15 protein-coding genes are annotated in these 16077 nt (G+C 43.2%); 5 read left to right on the top strand and 10 right to left on the bottom strand.

The features are described from left to right. Positions 1 to 10 precede the first annotated feature (10 nt). A complete protein-coding gene (gene sthA, locus B3143_RS11805) occupies positions 11 to 1426 on the bottom strand; it encodes a Si-specific NAD(P)(+) transhydrogenase (RefSeq protein WP_005234884.1) in 1416 nt (471 codons plus the stop codon). Between the two features lie 217 nt (positions 1427 to 1643). On the opposite strand from sthA, the gene lipA reads away from it, so the two are divergent. From lipA to B3143_RS11820, 3 genes are all read left to right on the top strand, one after another. Then, positions 1644 to 2657: a lipoyl synthase gene (gene lipA, locus B3143_RS11810; RefSeq protein WP_004782741.1), complete on the top strand. Its 1014-nt coding sequence runs from the start codon at positions 1644 to 1646 to the stop codon at positions 2655 to 2657. Positions 2658 to 3008: 351 nt separating this feature from the next. Beyond that, positions 3009 to 5513, top strand: coding sequence for an acyl-CoA dehydrogenase (locus B3143_RS11815; RefSeq protein ID WP_208462048.1), 2505 nt, complete (start codon positions 3009 to 3011; stop codon positions 5511 to 5513). A 167-nt stretch (positions 5514 to 5680) separates the two neighbouring features. Next, positions 5681 to 6073, top strand: coding sequence for a carboxymuconolactone decarboxylase family protein (locus B3143_RS11820; protein WP_166137136.1), 393 nt, complete (start codon positions 5681 to 5683; stop codon positions 6071 to 6073). 133 nt (positions 6074 to 6206) lie between these two features. Here the strand turns inward: B3143_RS11820 and B3143_RS11825 are convergent, their stop codons facing one another. The 9 genes from B3143_RS11825 to B3143_RS11865 all read right to left on the bottom strand — a co-directional run bounded on the left by B3143_RS11825 (position 6207) and on the right by B3143_RS11865 (position 14209). Then, positions 6207 to 7046 carry an NAD(P)-dependent oxidoreductase gene (locus B3143_RS11825; protein WP_265735216.1) on the bottom strand — a complete coding sequence of 280 codons (840 nt, stop codon included), beginning with the start codon at positions 7044 to 7046 and terminating at the stop codon, positions 6207 to 6209. Between the two features lie 52 nt (positions 7047 to 7098). Beyond that, positions 7099 to 8454 carry a pyrimidine utilization transport protein G gene (gene rutG / locus B3143_RS11830; protein ID WP_286740636.1) on the bottom strand — a complete coding sequence of 452 codons (1356 nt, stop codon included), beginning with the start codon at positions 8452 to 8454 and terminating at the stop codon, positions 7099 to 7101. A gap of 33 nt (positions 8455 to 8487) precedes the next feature. Then, positions 8488 to 9006, bottom strand: a complete 519-nt coding sequence (rutF, locus tag B3143_RS11835; RefSeq protein WP_376745105.1) for an NADH-dependent FMN reductase RutF — start codon at positions 9004 to 9006, stop codon at positions 8488 to 8490. 142 nt (positions 9007 to 9148) lie between these two features. Then, positions 9149 to 9529 carry a pyrimidine utilization protein C gene (rutC, locus tag B3143_RS11840; protein WP_208462043.1) on the bottom strand — a complete coding sequence of 127 codons (381 nt, stop codon included), beginning with the start codon at positions 9527 to 9529 and terminating at the stop codon, positions 9149 to 9151. Between the two features lie 32 nt (positions 9530 to 9561). After that, complete coding sequence (gene rutB, locus B3143_RS11845) at positions 9562 to 10323, bottom strand: pyrimidine utilization protein B (protein ID WP_286740646.1); 762 nt, start codon at positions 10321 to 10323, stop codon at positions 9562 to 9564. Further along, complete coding sequence (rutA, locus tag B3143_RS11850; protein ID WP_005234871.1) at positions 10320 to 11426, bottom strand: pyrimidine utilization protein A; 1107 nt, start codon at positions 11424 to 11426, stop codon at positions 10320 to 10322. The genes rutB and rutA overlap by 4 nt, the downstream gene beginning before the upstream one ends. Before the next feature lie 336 nt (positions 11427 to 11762). Beyond that, positions 11763 to 12554 carry a pyrimidine utilization protein D gene (rutD, locus tag B3143_RS11855; RefSeq protein ID WP_104426347.1) on the bottom strand — a complete coding sequence of 264 codons (792 nt, stop codon included), beginning with the start codon at positions 12552 to 12554 and terminating at the stop codon, positions 11763 to 11765. Between the two features lie 80 nt (positions 12555 to 12634). Then, positions 12635 to 12892: a hypothetical protein gene (locus B3143_RS11860; RefSeq protein WP_286740649.1), complete on the bottom strand. Its 258-nt coding sequence runs from the start codon at positions 12890 to 12892 to the stop codon at positions 12635 to 12637. A 135-nt stretch (positions 12893 to 13027) separates the two neighbouring features. After that, positions 13028 to 14209: a trypsin-like peptidase domain-containing protein gene (locus tag B3143_RS11865; RefSeq protein ID WP_104426348.1), complete on the bottom strand. Its 1182-nt coding sequence runs from the start codon at positions 14207 to 14209 to the stop codon at positions 13028 to 13030. 170 nt (positions 14210 to 14379) lie between these two features. On the opposite strand from B3143_RS11865, the gene B3143_RS11870 reads away from it, so the two are divergent. Both B3143_RS11870 and B3143_RS11875 read left to right on the top strand, forming a co-directional pair. Then, a complete protein-coding gene (locus B3143_RS11870) occupies positions 14380 to 15138 on the top strand; it encodes a Nif3-like dinuclear metal center hexameric protein (RefSeq protein ID WP_104426349.1) in 759 nt (252 codons plus the stop codon). 152 nt (positions 15139 to 15290) lie between these two features. Further along, a complete protein-coding gene (locus B3143_RS11875; RefSeq protein WP_004782758.1) occupies positions 15291 to 15917 on the top strand; it encodes a superoxide dismutase in 627 nt (208 codons plus the stop codon). Positions 15918 to 16077 lie beyond the last annotated feature (160 nt).

Genomic DNA, 16077 nt, shown 5'->3' on the forward strand with positions numbered 1-16077 from the left:
ATAAATCAAATTAGAATAAACGGTTCATACCATTCAAGGTTGCCACACGATAGGCTTCCGCCATCGTTGGATAGTTGAATGTAGTTTCCACAAAATACTTGATCGTATTGTTCGGGCTGTTCATGACCGCTTGACCAATGTGGATAATCTCCGAAGCATTATTACCGAAACAATGCACACCTAGAACTTCCAGCGTATCGCGGTGGAACAGGATTTTTAATTCACCAACCGTATCACCGGTAATCTGCGCACGCGCCAGATGACGGAAAGAAGCCTGACCCACTTCATACGGGATTTTTTCTTCAGTCAGCTGCTGCTCAGTTTTACCGATCGAAGAAATTTCTGGAATGGTATAAATACCAGTCGGAATATCAGTTACGGGTGCAACGTCTTGCTCACCGCTCATGTTGGCACCTGCGCAACGACCTTGGTCATAGGCAGCAGAAGCCAATGATGGCCAGCCAATCACGTCACCTGCAGCATAGATATTTTCGACTTCAGTCTGATACTGTTCATTCACGGTTAATTGACCGCGGCTGTTTGGTTTCAGGCCAATATTTTCAAGGCCTAAACCGTCAGTATTCCCTGAACGGCCGTTACACCACAGAATAGCGTCTGCCTTAATTTTCTTGCCGCTTTGTGTATGCAGAACGACATAATCATCAGAAGTTTCAAGGAAGTCGATCTGTTCATTATGACGGATCAATACACCCTGTTCGCGTAAGTGATAAGACAGCGCATCGGAGATTTCATCATCCAGATAGCTCAGCAGTTTTGGTTGGGTGTTGATCAGGTCAACCTTATGTCCCAATCCAATAAAGATTGATGCATATTCACAGCCAATCACACCTGCACCATAAATAATGATTTTTTGGATCGAGAAATCCAGATCCAGAATTTTGTCTGAATCAAATACACGTGGATGATTGAAATCAAGAATCTCTGGACGGTATGGACGTGAACCCGTCGCAATCACCAGTTGCTGGAACATAATGGTTTCTTTTATGCCATCTGGTGTAAATACAAAGATCGTATTTTCGTCTTGAATGTAAGCACGACCATGATAGATATCAATCTTGTTACGGTCATAAAAACGTGAGTGAGTATCCACCTGCTGCTGAATCACTTTATGTGCATTGCGCAGTACCTGTTTCATAGTGAATTGTTTCCATTCACCTACTTTTTGAAACATTGGATCACGTTGATAACGGATGATGCTGGATACCGTTTGACGCAATGCCTTACTTGGAATCGTACCTACGTGTGTACAGTTACCACCCAGCTGTTCACGCATATCTACAATTGCAACACGCTTACCAGATTTGGCAAGTTTCATTGCCGCGCCTTCGCCCGCAGGGCCTGAACCTAGAACTACCGCATCGTACTTAACGAAAGTTCCACTAACGACCTCTTTTTTACGTGGCATTCAACGCTCCTTAAAATTAAAAAATTTTGCTTTAATCTACGCTATATTATGACGTAATTGCTACCAATTTGGTGTATTTAACTTACATATATTGTGTGATAAGAACATTTTTTAAATGAATAATCCTTTTCGCCCTATTTCACCCGAGTTTCGTTATAATTAAAAAAGTGTTAACTTTGATTTATCTCCCTCCTTCAAAACAGTGGAAAAGTTATATATGTCTGAAAACCGTAAACCTGAACAGGGTATCAAACTTCGCGGCGCAGAAAAGGTCGCCCGTATTCCTGTAAAAGTTGTTCCTACGGTTGAAACGCCACGTAAGCCGGACTGGATCCGCGTGAAAATGGCCGCTCCCGAGGAAGTTCAGCGTATTAAAACTACACTTCGTCAGCAAAAACTGCATACCGTATGTGAAGAAGCTGCCTGTCCGAACCTGCCTGAATGTTTTGGTGGGGGTACAGCAACCTTTATGATTATGGGTGATATTTGCACGCGTCGCTGTCCATTCTGTGATGTGGCACATGGTCGTCCAAACGCGCTTGATCCGGATGAACCGCGTCATATGGCAGAAACGATTGCCAACCTAGGTCTGAAATATGCAGTCATCACTTCAGTAGACCGTGATGACCTATTGGATGGCGGTGCACAGCATTTTGTAGACTGTATTAAAGAAGCTCGTGCTTTGAGTCCAAAGACTTTGCTAGAAATTCTGGTACCTGATTTCCGTGGTCGTATGGACATCGCTTTACGCATCATGACTGAATGTCCACCAGACGTGTTTAACCACAACATTGAAACTGTGCCACGTCTGTATAAAGCCATGCGTCCAGGTTCTGATTATCAGCACTCTTTAAATCTGTTGAAAATGTTTAAAGATTATTGCCCAGAAATTCCAACCAAATGTGGTTTGATGGTCGGTATCGGTGAAACTGAAGAAGAAGTTCTCGCTCTGTTAGACGACCTGAAAGCACATGACGTGGATTATGTAACGATTGGCCAGTATCTACAGCCATCTAAACAGCATGCGCCAATCGACCGTTTTGTAACGCCAGAAGAATTCGAACGTTATGCAGAACATGGCCGTAAGCTTGGCTTTAAGAATATCTGGTCAGCACCGATGGTACGTTCAAGTTACTTTGCGGATCGTCAATACTATGGTGAACCGGTTCCAGAAGTACGCCGTAAAGTTGATCCAGCAAAAAAAATCGCTGTACAGGCAATTGAAGCTTAAAATGACTTAGATCAAAGCCCTCTCAAGTAGAGGGCTTTTTTATACCTAACTAAATTTATATTTGTTCACTTTTTAATTATTTTATCTACCCTCTCTTGGAGATTAAGTTATTACTTATCTTCACATTTCTTTGCGTGTTCTCACTTGAAGACTGCGCATTTTTCAAACAATCTCAAAAACAGATAAAACACTTCAATATATCGTTGAAATATTTAATAACGATTGTTCTCACAAGAACAATTGTGAATTTGCCAATTGCTTAAGCGATGTAAAAAAATTGATCAAGTCTTATGAAGACACCTTAGGGAGATCGGCAGCATCACAATTGTATGACCCTGGAGAAATATAACAATGCTATTTATTTTCGCCGTACTTCTTCTCATTGCCAGTTTATGGGCGATTTTCTTTTTTCAACTCTCCCGTACCACTGGTACAATTACCCTGATTGTCATGTCAGTGGTTTGTGCCTTTATCAGTCCTTGGTCACTGATTCTGGGCATTCCTTTGATCCTGATCAGTCTGGTCGTCATGATCGAACCTTTGCGCATGTCTTTCATTTCCAGGCCAGCCTATAAAGCTTTAGCGGATGCCATGCCGAGCATTAGCCCGACAGAACGCGAGGCTCTTGATTCCGGCACCAGCTGGTGGGAAAAAGAACTCTTTATGGGTGCGCCGAACTGGGAAACCTTTAATAGCTATCCCTATCCAAAACTTTCCGTTGAGGAACAGGCATTCTTGGATAACGAAGTCGAAACGCTCTGTAGTATGCTGGATGAATGGGAAATTCATGAGAAGAAAATGCTGCCTGAACATATCTGGCAATATATTAAAGATAACGGTTTCTTGGGACTAATTATTCCCAAAGAATACGGCGGTCGTGCCTTTAGTTCCTTTGCTCAGAGCCGAGTGATGAGCAAAATTTCTTCACGCTCTCTCACTGCTGCTGTGAGCTGTATGGTGCCTAACTCTCTCGGGCCGGGTGAGTTGTTACTACATTATGGTACCGATGAGCAAAAAGATCGTTATTTACCCGGTCTGGCTAAAGGTGAAGAAATCCCATGTTTTGGTCTGACCAGTCCTGAGGCCGGTTCAGATGCCGGTGCAATTCCAGATACCGGTGTGGTCTGCTATGGACAGTTTGAAGGTCAGGAAGTTCTCGGTTTGAGAATGAATTTTTCTAAACGCTGGATTACCTTAGCACCGATTGCCACTGTCGTCGGTCTGGCTTTTAAAATGTATGACCCTGATCATCTACTCGGTGATAAAACAGATTATGGGATTACTTGTGCCCTGCTACCGGCCAATCATGAAGGGGTAAAAGTCGGTCCACGACATAATCCTGGCTCCCCTTTTATGAATGGTACGGTTGAAGGTAAGGATGTATTTATTCCTTTAGACTGGATCATTGGTGGTGTGAAAAATGCCGGTAAAGGCTGGCGCATGCTAATGGAATGTCTAGCGGTTGGTCGTGGTATTTCCCTACCGGCTTTATCTACCTCTAGTGCCGAAATGACTTACCTGAATGTCAGTGCATTCTCGCGAATCCGTCAGCAATTCAAGATTTCGGTGGGTAAATTTGAAGGCGTACAGGAAGCCAATAGCGAAATTGCCAGTGATGCCTATATGCTGGAAGCATTCCGTTATTTAGTGACTTGTGGCTTGAATCAAGGTGGTAAGCCGGCAGTCATGACCGCGATTGCCAAATACTACGCCACTGAGACCATGCGTAAAATCGTCAATCATGGTATGGATGTCGTGGGTGGTCGCGCCATTCAGATGGGGCCTCGTAACTTTTTGGCCTTAAACTATCAAGCCATTCCAGTATCAATTACAGTTGAAGGCGCCAATATTCTGAGCCGTTCATTGATGATCTTTGGTCAAGGTTCGATGCGTTGCCATCCTTATCTGTATGAAGAATTACAGCTTCTGCAAGCTGAAGACCCGAAAGCCGCTCTGAATCCATTCGATACTATGTTGTTTAAGCATCTGGGTTATACCTTTAACCGGACTGCCCGCTCTTTTGCCTATGCTTTTAGCGGGGGTTCAAGTGCTGCGCCACAAAGTGCGGTTGATTTTACCCGTCCTTATTACAAGATTATCAACCGGCTCAGTGCCAACTTTGCCCTGACTGCAGATATGTGTTTAGGTTTATTAGCAGGTGATATTAAACGCAAGGAAATGCTTTCTGGCCGTCTGGCTGATATTCATGCCCATTTGTTTATTGCGACGGCAATTCTGAAATTTTTTGAACATAGTAAAAAAACTGAAGCTGAACGTCTGCATGCACAATTGGCAATTGAGAAATCTTTATATACCGCTCAGGAAGCGTTTTATGACCTGTTTGCGAACTTCCCGGTGGGTGTTGCTGCTGGCATGGTCAAACTCATCTGTTTCCCATTTGGCCGACCTGTCGCGAAACCATCTGACCGACTTAAACAGGAAGTCGCAAATGTCATGATGGAAGATAACACTTTCCGGCAGGTACTGAAAAAGCATGTTTTCTATAGCACGGCGGAAGATGATGTGAATGGTCGTATGGAATCAACCTTCACCATGTTATTGGAGATTGAGCAGCTTTGGGATCGCTTTAAGAAAGCCGAAAACAAAGGTCAATTTAAGGGACTCAGTTTTGCTGATCATGTGGCTGACGCGCATGGACAAGGCTTTATTAATGAAGAAGAAGCCAATAAGTTACTGCACTATAATGCGCGTCGCTATGACAGCATGTTGACTGATGTCTTCGATTTGCATTTACAGGAAGTATTGGAGCTGGAAAATCCTCATATTTCGAAAGCAGATGCAACAGGTACTGATACCTCAGTTCAAAGTGCACCTTCACATTCAACCAGCCCTTAGATAAATTTCTTATCTCAATCGAATCTTGCTTTCCAAAGTGAAGTTATTTCTTGACTTCACTTTGGATATCTCAAGTGGCTATTCAGCCACTTTTTTACGACTATTGCACGATGGTATTTAAGAGATAAAACGTTAAGCTACACCCATAATAAAATTGAGGGTCAATGATGTCACAACAAGATTATGAAAATGGCTTGAAAGTCCGTACTGAAGTGATGGGTGCAAGTTTTGTAAAACGTGCCCAGGACAATACGGTTCCTTTTACTCAGCCTTTGCAGGACTGGATTAATGAACATGCCTGGGGTTCAACCTGGCAACGTGAAGGGGTTTTACCACGTAAATACCGTTCTTTAATTACCATTGCTTTTCTTACCGCGCAAAAAAGCCCGACTGAATTGAAAGGCCATGTTCGTGGCGCTTTGAATAATGGTGCAACAGTTGAAGAAATTCAAGAAGTGCTACTGCATAGCCTGCCTTACTGCGGTGCTCCAGCTACTCAGGAAGCCTTCCGTGCAGCGCTTGAAGTGATTCAGGAATATCAGACAAATCAGCAGAATTAAGAACTGCCTAGGCTATTTAACTGGCTTATCAATAATAAAGCCGGGAATTAAAATTCCCGGCTTTTTAAATTTTAAACTGATATATCTATAGCTATAACGTCTTTAACACTGTCTTTAATATTGTTTGAAAAGATTATCCTCTTAATTCAATTTGAGTCCGCTGTTCCAGTCCTTGCACCGCAGCGGAGAAATCCAGCTGACTGGCCTGTGGTTTGGCAATCTGCTGAAACTCTTGCTGAACCAAAGACATTACTGATAAATCCAGTTGCTGTTGCTGTACCAACTCCAAGGCAATGCCAATATCTTTCTGTAATAGATCCAGTGCAAAGGTCTTATTAAATTCACGGCTTAGTACACGCTGTGCCATGATATTTTCCGACATGCTGCTTTTACCACTGGAATGATTAATACAGTTTAGTGCACTGCTTAAATCAACACCATGCCCTTTCAGTACAGTCAGCCCTTCAGCCAATGCCCATAAGTGAGTCGCCATTAAGGTATTATTCACAGCTTTTACCGCAAAGCCAGAACCGCTTTCTCCCACATATTCAATCAGGCCAGCAAAGGCATCAATAATCGGTTTGGCTCGTTCAAAGGCTTGTTCATTGCCACCCACCATCACAGTTAAAGTGCCTTTTTCTGCGCCAATGGTTTGACCAGAAACCGGAGCATCCAGATAATAACTTCCCTGCTGCTCCAATTGTTGTGCCAGTTTTTGGGCCGATTCTGGTACACCGCTGGTACAGTCAATCCAGATTGCACCTGACTTGGGTGGATGTGCAGCGATTAGATTTTCGACATCCTGACTGGTCGGCAAACAGGAAAAGATAAAGTCGGCTTGAACCGCCTGCTCAATACGGACAGCCTGAGTGGCGAACAGTGTGGCATGCTCTACAGCTTTCTGTTCAATCCGGTTCCAGACCCAAACCGGGTGTCCGAGTTTTGGCAAATGGGAAGCCATATGCCAGCCCATTGCGCCAAGTCCTAAAAATGCAATTGTATGACTCAAAAAACACTCCTTATATTTAAGCAACCGGTTTCACTTCAATGTCCGTTGCGGTTGATGCAGCTACAGGCGATTCTTTATCTTCACCACGATTCAGGAACAGATTGAGTAAAATTGCAGCCAGAGTCGCAGTACCAATTCCACCTAAATCAAAGCTACCAATCTGCAAGCTATAGTTCCCTGTGCCCATGATCAGACAGACTGCACCAATAATCAGCGTACTGTTCTTGGTAAAATCAACACGGTTATCCACCCAGATTTTCGCACCAGCCACAGTAATCAGACCAAATACGACAATCGATGCACCACCCAACAAGGCCACAGGAATCGTACTGATTACCGCACCAAATTTCGGTGAAAGCCCGAGCAAGATAGCGAATATCCCGGCGAAGACAAACACAGTGGTTGTATACACTTTGGTCACTGCCATAACACCGATATTTTCAGCATAGGTGGTCATTCCCGTACCTCCCACAGAAGCTGATAATGAAGTACACACCCCATCAGCAAAGAAACCGCGTCCCATATACGGCGACAGATTTTTACCGGTCATTGCGGATACCGCTTTAAAGTGCCCCAGATTTTCCGCAACCAGAATAATGGCCACCGGTGCAATCATCAGCATGGCATTCATTTCAAAGACTGGACTCTGGAAAGTCGGCAGACCAAACCATGCCGCTTCGCTGACTTTACTGAAATCAATCGCAGGTCCAAAGCCCATAATATTGGTGAAAAGAAAATAAAGCAGGTAGGAAGATAATAAGCCCAATAACAATAACAGACGGCGTACCATTCCGCGGGTAAACACGGCAATCACACTGATACAGAGAATGGTGATTAATGCCATCCAGGAATCAAACGGGTTGGCAGATACACTTTTGATCGCGACTGGTGCGAGATGCAAACCGATAATCATCACGATGACGCCCGTGACCACAGGGGGCATCAGCTTTTCAATCCAGGCTGTGCCAGTTTTCATGACCAGCAAACCAATCAAGGCATAAACAATACCACAGGCAATGGTCCCACCAAGTGCGAGTGCAATATTGGGATTCGCGCCTACTCCTGAATAGCCGGTAACCGCTACCACGGCACCAATGAATGCAAAACTCGACCCCAGATAACTTGGCAATCGACCGCCCGTAATCAGGAAAAATAAAATGGTGCCAATCCCGGTAATAAAAATTGTGAGATTGGGATCAAACCCCATTAATAAGGGTGCCAGCACGGTTGCGCCAAACATGGCAAACACATGCTGTAACCCGAGAATAATACTTTTCCCAGCCGGCAGATATTCATCTGTTTGCACGGGTGTGGTATCGAGATTGCCTTGGTAAGGCTTAAATTTTGGAAACCATGTTTCTTTTTCTTGCATCGGCTTCCCCTCCTTGATTAGGATTGAATTGAATTAGCACATTTTGTGTGGCTCACAGTAAGAACGATTGAAGTACATCAGCGCATTGCCTTGACGCTGGCACATGGCTTTCACCTCACAGAACAGCACGTCATGACTGCCTACGGATAAACATTGGACCACCTCGCAGTCAAAACTGACTAAGGCATCCTCAAGTACAGGTGACTGGGTCACCAAGGTTTTCCAGTTCCCCTGACTGAAACGCTCTGCCATTGGTGTTTTTCCACCAAACAGATTGGAGAGATGTTGTTGATGTGATGCCAAGGTATTCACACACAACACCTGATTCTTTTTAAAGGTTTCATAGACTGAAGCAGAACGGTTCAGGCACACCAGCAACGTTGGTGGTGTATCAGTCACACTGCATACGGCGGATGCGGTAAATCCAGCCATGCCTGAACAACCTTGTGTAGTAATGACATTCACTGCCGCCCCCAGATTAGACATGCCTTGGCGGAAAATCTGCTGATCGACCTGAGTAAATATTTCAGCTGCGTTTTCCGTCTTTACCACCTTATTTAATGCACTGTTTTCTGCAACTGTCTCTGTGATGATTTTAGATAATTTGGCATTCATGCTGTTCTCCCGACCCCAAGTCAATATTCAGTTTTAGACTTGGGGCATCTAGTAATGAGATTGAATCAGGTGGATCGGCTTATACATGGGCAATCGAAGCAATTTCGACTAGCGCATCAGGTTTGACCAAACCTGTCTGTACGCAATACCGTGCCGGCTTATCTCCCGGGAAATACTCTGCATACACTGCATTAATCGCAGCATAATCTGCCCAGTCTTTGACAAAGACATGGTTAAACGTTACGTCATCCATGCTGCCACCGGCTTCTTCAATGACACGCTTGATGCTTTCCAGAATATGACGGGTCTGTGCTGCGGCATCACCGACATGCACTACATTATTATTTTCATCAAAGGCCAATGTACCGGACACATAGACAATATTGTCGGCCTTGGTTGCCGGTACATACGGTGCGAGTGGTTTCGATGTTCCTGCTGGAATAATGATTTCTTTAGGCATACTTTTTTTCCTTAATCCTGATCTTTAATTCTTTATGCGCTTACAGCTAATTTAGTTTCTTTTAGTGACTCACTTTCTTTTTGAAAGGTCTCAATAAAATTTGCGGTATCGGATACCCAGCCAAAGAAGGTCTTGATGTTATACAGACTGGCTTCATGCGCTTCAACAGGACCTGCCTGATGGCAGGCATCGGCAAGTGCGACACCAAAATACTCTAGGAAAAAACCATCACGTAGCGTCGATTCCACGCAGACATTGGTGGCAATCCCGACAAAGACCAGATTGTGAATACCACGCACACGCAACATGCTATCCAGCGCGGTATTAAAGAAACCGCTATAACGTGGCTTTTCAATGACCAGGTCCTGTGGCAATGGCTTTAACTCATCAATCAGTTCAAAATCCCAACCGCCTTTTGCTAATAATTTCCCGTGTAATTCAGGATGTTTACGCATGGTCTTTAAGGCATTTGATTTATGAAAATTTGGAGAATCGGTTCCACCCGCTTCCTTATATTCTGCATCCCAGCCATTTTTGAAATAAATCACCTGAATACCGGCTGCATGCGCTGCATCGACTGCCTTTTTAATATTTTCAACCACTGGCTTGGTTTTCGAGACATCAAACCCCGCCAGATCCAGATAGCCACCCTGCGAGGTATAGGCATTTTGCATATCAATCACAATCAAGGCTGTCTGTTCTGGTGCAAGACGAATCGCTTCGGGTTCAGCTTTAAGCGTTTTTCCTGTGCCGAGTTTTTCAGTAAAACCGGCTGTTACGACTGATTCACTCATGCGCTTTTCTCCAGAACCGGTGCTGCACTTTCAATGACAATATGCTCACGACATTTCATCAGTGGCTGGATTTTTTGACCGAAATCTTCAACTCCTTGAATAAAATCATCAAAAGTCAGTAGCACACCTTCGGTACCCTTGATCTCGCCAATTTCATCCAACATTCTTGCCACATTTTCATAAGAGCCTACCAAGGTACCCATGTTGATATTCACTGGAGATACACTCGAAGCCATTTGACGGATATTGGTATCTGTACCCGAGGTGGTGTCTTTACCGCCCTGATTCATGAGCCAGTTAATCGCTTCCATATCGGCGCCATCGTTATAGTGCTGCCATTTTGCTTGCGCTTCTTCATCGGTCTCAGCTGCAATCACCATAAACAGCACATAAGTCTGTACATCACGGCCAGTCACATCCGTTTTTTCTTTTAGACGGTCATTAATTTCTGCATAAGCTGTTGGAGTATTCAGGCCTTTACCAAATACGAAGTTGTAGTCGGCATATTGTGCAGAAAACTCTAAACCTGCATCAGACTGACCTGCACAGATAATTTTCATATCTGCTTGTGGACGTGGGCTCACACGACAGTCTTCCATCTGGAAATGTTCACCTTTAAAGTCTGATTTACCAGTCGCCCAAAGTTCACGCAGAATTTGTACATATTCAGACAGATATTCATAGCGTTTACCAAAATAGTCATTACCTGGCCACATACCCATTTGGGTATATTCAGGTGGTTGCCAGCCGGTCACGACATTCAGACCAAAACGACCATTTGAAATCGAATCAATGGTAGATGCCATGCGCGCGACAATTGCAGGTGGCATCACCAGAGTTGCGGCAGTTGCGAAAATTTTAATTTTGCTGGTGACAGCTGCAAGACCCGCCATCAGGGTAAATGTTTCCAGGTTATGTTCCCAGAATTCAGTCTTGCCGCCAAAGCCACGCAGCTTGATCATAGAAAGTGCGAAATCGAAACCATAGTGCTCAGCGCGCTGTACGATTTGTTTGTTTAACTCAAAAGTCGGCATGTACTGCGGTGCATTTTCAGAGAGTAACCAGCCATTATTTCCGATTGGACAGAAGACACCTATTTTCATTTTCACACCTCATCATTTTTAACACTTATTCAAAATTCTAATTCCACTTCGGGAATTTTATTTACAAGATAAACATTGCAAAGCGTGTGCCAACTATATTTAATTTATAAATATCATACATTTAATATTTTATTTTTTGAATTTTTAGTAAAATATATATTTTTACCTATGAGTCAATTTTGAACATACTGTTTCATTCAAGTGCACTCCTAGCAATTTGTGCATTTGCAGTTCATGCATCAATTCGAAGTAAAAACCATGCTGATGCTACAAAAATGATTGATTAGAGAAAATAAAAAACCAGACAGGAGGTCTGGCTTTTAAAAAATCTTCAAACTAAGTGGAAATCAGGAAGGAAAGGATCAGCTGATTGACCTGATCCGTTTTGGTCACGGTAGATGCATGTGCACCTGTATCAAGCAAACTGAGGTAACTATGCGGCAGGCATTGTTGTAATTGCTGTGACCGTTGATAAGGCACCAGAAAATCATCCTGATTGGCAATCAGATGGATTGGAACATCTTTTAATACTTGCTGATGCTCTTCGTTTAGTTTAAAAGCCTGCACGGCTTGTAGGCGGGCCAGAACATTTTGGATCGGTGGAAAGTCTAAGAGCTGCCTATTTTCTGCTTCAGTTAACTGATCAATATGTGTCGAGATCCACTGCGGCGGATAAAGAAATAAAGCCTGTGCCCGCACATAAGCCTCTGGTCCGCTATTCACTAATAAGGAAGTTCGTGCCTCGAAACATTTCTGAGTATGAGCATCCAGCTCTCCCCAGGCATTTAACATGGTCAGACTGAGCAGCTTAAACTTTCTTTCAGCCTGATAGGTCGCTAGTTGCATGCCGATATGTCCGCCCAATGCATGCCCGATGAAATGAAACTCTCGAATGCCATCATTGATCAATAAATCCAGAATCTGGCCGGCCATATGGTCGATCGAATAAGACGTGGGCAATAGCTCAGAATCTGAATGACAGCCTTCCTGATCATAAGTGACTACATGAAAATGCTGCTGTAAAACTCTAATTTGAGGATTCCAGAAACTGGCATGCCCACCCAGTCCGGATGAAAGTACCACATAAGGTGCATCTGCCTGTGCTGCAGGATGAATAAATAAAGACATAAATTTCTCATAGTTTCGTTATGAGGTAAATGCAGCAAAATATATGCCTGAACAGGATTTTTTTTGAACAATTGATAAAATTATAGCCAGTAGACATTAAAGCTATAATAAAATTCCTGCACCTCAAAGCGTACGTTATAACCAAGCTCAGTCAATTCCGCCGAAAGACCACGAATTTCTTCCAAGGGCAAATGTTTGGGAAATACCGTTAGCACAGCGGTATTGCCCAGTCGGGCATTATCTTCAATCAGTTGAGCCAAGCAAGGCTTGTACATTTCAATATTTAAATTAGCCACGTTCGATAAAATTTTGGCCTGATCTGCAGTCATAAAACTCATTGTTCTTCACTCTTTTTGATTTTTATTCAATGAAGTTAAATGATTTAATTCACATAAAATATTTTTGTTTTGTATCTAATTAAATAAATCATGCATAAGAAAATCCCTCACATGGAGGGATTTTTTTAGAAAAAATTACTGACCTGGTAAAGGAATATATTGTGAAGAACTGCTTTGCGTTTTACGTTCACTAATCACCACATCTAGTGTCATGGTTTTTCCAGCGCGCTCTACTTCAATCTGAACGGTACTGTTTGGTGGCTGTAAAGCGACAAAATTAATCAGATGTGAGGCAGAAGTAATCACTTCATTATTTACTTTGATAATTTTATCACCACGCTGGATACCCGCTTTTGCTGCTGGTCCATTTTCTAGCACTTCAGCGACCACTACACCTGATTCTTTAGGTTGCAGTACATCATTACGTTCTGTCGGCAACAGACTGATACCCAGCCAGCCACGAACGACACGGCCATCTTTCAGGATTGCATTCATCACCTGTTGACAGATTTTAGCTGGAATCGCGAAACCAATCCCCAGTGAGCCACCTGTTTGCGAGAAGATTGCTGTATTCACCCCGATCAGGTTACCGGCAACATCAATCAATGCACCACCCGAGTTGCCCGGGTTAATTGCAGCATCTGTCTGAATAAAGTCTTCATAAGTATTGATGCCCAGATCAGAACGGCCTGTCGCAGAAATAATCCCCTGAGTCACGGTTTGACCGACACCAAACGGGTTACCAATAGCCAGAACAACATCACCGACTTCATTGCCACTCAGCTTGAATGGCAAAACTGGTAATTGTTCAAGTTCGATCTTGATTACAGCCAAATCCGTATCCGGGTCTGTACCCACGACTTTGGCTTCGGCACGACGTCCATCATGCAAAGCCACTACAATCTGGTCTGCCTGTGCAATCACGTGGTTATTGGTCAGGATATAACCATCAGGACGTACAATTACACCTGAACCTAAACTATTTTCATTTGGACTTTGACCAAACTGGTCTGGTAACTGATCACCGAAAAATTCACGGAAGACTGGATCTGTCAGTAAAGGATGCGCCTGCTGTTTTACTTTTTGTGTGGTAAAGATATTTACCACCGCAGGTGCTGCGACTTTCACTGCGGCACTATAGGAGACAACGCCTCCAGAACGCGAAGTATCGATCAACGGTTCTACTTTTTCAGCAGGCATTTTTACGCCATCCGGCGCAATCGGTGATTTAGGTTTCTGCAGCTGCTGCCACCCCAAAAAACCGATAATGACTAAAATCAGTAACACCCAAGGTAACCATGTAAAGGTACGGCGCACTTTGCTATCCTCTAAAATATTTTAATTCGTTGATGACTAAGTAATTTGTATCCTATTCTAATGCCAAATACATAACTAAACACAAAAAAATCCACAGAGATTTGTGCTGCTTTAGTTACAATTGGACATATGAATAAGAATTGGCAAGTTCATAAACTGACAGGAATTTTATGGCGAATTTAAACGATATTATCCGCTGGTGCGATCAGACTTTGGCATCTTCCGAATTTAAGGACTATGCACCGAATGGCTTACAGATCGAAGGCCGCGCTGAAGTCAATAAAATTTTATGTGCCGTTACTGCTTCCCAAACTGCGATCGAAGCTGTGATTGAACAAGGTGCCGATTTGTTACTGGTTCACCATGGTTATTTCTGGAAAGGTGAAGCCTACCCGATTACCGGGATGCGTGGTAAACGAATTAAAAGCCTGATCCAAAATGATATTTCGCTTGTTGGTTATCACCTGCCTTTAGATAGCCATCCAACTCTGGGAAATAATATTGCGATTGCAGACCTGCTGGAACTGGAAAACCTGGAACAGCTTGATCCGAGTGAGCGCCGTCCAATTGGGAATATTGGTTATTTAAAACAGGCCATGACGCCAGAAGGATTCAAGGCCTATGTATCAGAAAGACTGGGCTATGATGCGTTGCATTTACCTGCCGAAAAAAGCCTGATTCAAAAAGTCGGTTTCTGTACTGGTGGTGCACAGGATTATATTCATAAAGCAGCGGCACAAGACTGTGATGCTTATATTTCTGGCGAAGTCAGTGAGCGTACTTTTTATGATGCTCAGGAACTGGATGTGCATTATTATGCCTGCGGCCACCACGCCACTGAAAAATATGGTGTACAACGTCTGGCTAAAGCTATTTCAGAACAATTTAATATTGAGTATAGTTATTTCGAATTAAACAATCCGATTTAATTTCGATTGGCAAGTAGATGAGTGGCTTTATCTTTAAATTTTCAGGCTTTATTCTGTATTGTTATTTATACACAGTCCCATTTTTGCCTAAGAATCTATTACAATAACGCCACTTATTGTCAAAACCCAGCAAAATGCAAGGAATTGAAAACATGACAACCATTACTTTACCACCATTACCATACGACTACGACGCTCTTGCTCCACACATCAGCAAAGAAACTTTAGAATACCACCACGACAAACACCACAATACTTATGTGGTTAACCTGAACAACCTGATCGCTGGTACTGAGCTTGAAGGCAAAACTCTAGAAGAAATCATCAAAGCAACTGCTGGTGATTCATCTAAAGCAGGTGTATTTAACAACGCTGCACAAGTATGGAACCACACATTCTACTGGAACTGCTTGACTAAAAACGGTGGCGGTAAAGCAACTGGCGCTTTGGCTGCAAAAATTGACGAAGCTTTCGGCTCTTACGAAAAATTCGCTGAAGAGTTCGCAACTGCTGCTGCAACTCAGTTCGGTTCAGGTTGGGCTTGGTTAGTTGCTGATGAAGTAAACGGTAACCTGTCTATCCTTAAAACTTCAAATGCTGACACTCCAATGGCACACGGTAAAATTGCTGTGTTGACAATCGATGTTTGGGAACACGCTTACTACATCGACTACCGTAACGCTCGTCCTAAATACATCTCTACTTTCCTAGAAAGCCTGGTGAACTGGGATTACGCAAACGCGAAATATGCTGGTCAACCTGCTGGTGTTGAGAAATAATTTTTATTTCCAGCTTAAAAAAATCACCCTTTATGGGTGATTTTTTTATTTTTAGGTCTGAGATGCATATTAAAAAAGCAAATGATTCATTTCTTTACAGGAATTGATTGACGGTCTTTGTTTTCCTGCCTAAAATGCGCATCAGATTCTCCAATAGCTC

The sequence above is a fragment of the Acinetobacter sp. UBA1496 genome (assembly GCF_002324975.1).
Classification (GTDB): domain Bacteria; phylum Pseudomonadota; class Gammaproteobacteria; order Pseudomonadales; family Moraxellaceae; genus Acinetobacter; species Acinetobacter variabilis.

Bases quoted from the DNA above. Each gene is read 5' to 3' on its own strand.
- sthA (WP_005234884.1), bottom strand. From the start codon at position 1,426: ATGCCACGTAAAAAAGAGGTCGTTAGTGGAACTTTCGTTAAGTACGAT.
- lipA (WP_004782741.1), top strand. From the start codon at position 1,644: ATGTCTGAAAACCGTAAACCTGAACAGGGTATCAAACTTCGCGGCGCA.
- B3143_RS11815 (WP_208462048.1), top strand. From the start codon at position 3,009: ATGCTATTTATTTTCGCCGTACTTCTTCTCATTGCCAGTTTATGGGCG.
- B3143_RS11820 (WP_166137136.1), top strand. From the start codon at position 5,681: ATGTCACAACAAGATTATGAAAATGGCTTGAAAGTCCGTACTGAAGTG.
- B3143_RS11825 (WP_265735216.1), bottom strand. From the start codon at position 7,046: ATGGGCTGGCATATGGCTTCCCATTTGCCAAAACTCGGACACCCGGTT.
- rutG (WP_286740636.1), bottom strand. From the start codon at position 8,454: ATGCAAGAAAAAGAAACATGGTTTCCAAAATTTAAGCCTTACCAAGGC.
- rutC (WP_208462043.1), bottom strand. From the start codon at position 9,529: ATGCCTAAAGAAATCATTATTCCAGCAGGAACATCGAAACCACTCGCA.
- rutB (WP_286740646.1), bottom strand. From the start codon at position 10,323: ATGAGTGAATCAGTCGTAACAGCCGGTTTTACTGAAAAACTCGGCACA.
- rutA (WP_005234871.1), bottom strand. From the start codon at position 11,426: ATGAAAATAGGTGTCTTCTGTCCAATCGGAAATAATGGCTGGTTACTC.
- rutD (WP_104426347.1), bottom strand. From the start codon at position 12,554: ATGTCTTTATTTATTCATCCTGCAGCACAGGCAGATGCACCTTATGTG.
- B3143_RS11860 (WP_286740649.1), bottom strand. From the start codon at position 12,892: ATGAGTTTTATGACTGCAGATCAGGCCAAAATTTTATCGAACGTGGCT.
- B3143_RS11870 (WP_104426349.1), top strand. From the start codon at position 14,380: ATGGCGAATTTAAACGATATTATCCGCTGGTGCGATCAGACTTTGGCA.
- B3143_RS11875 (WP_004782758.1), top strand. From the start codon at position 15,291: ATGACAACCATTACTTTACCACCATTACCATACGACTACGACGCTCTT.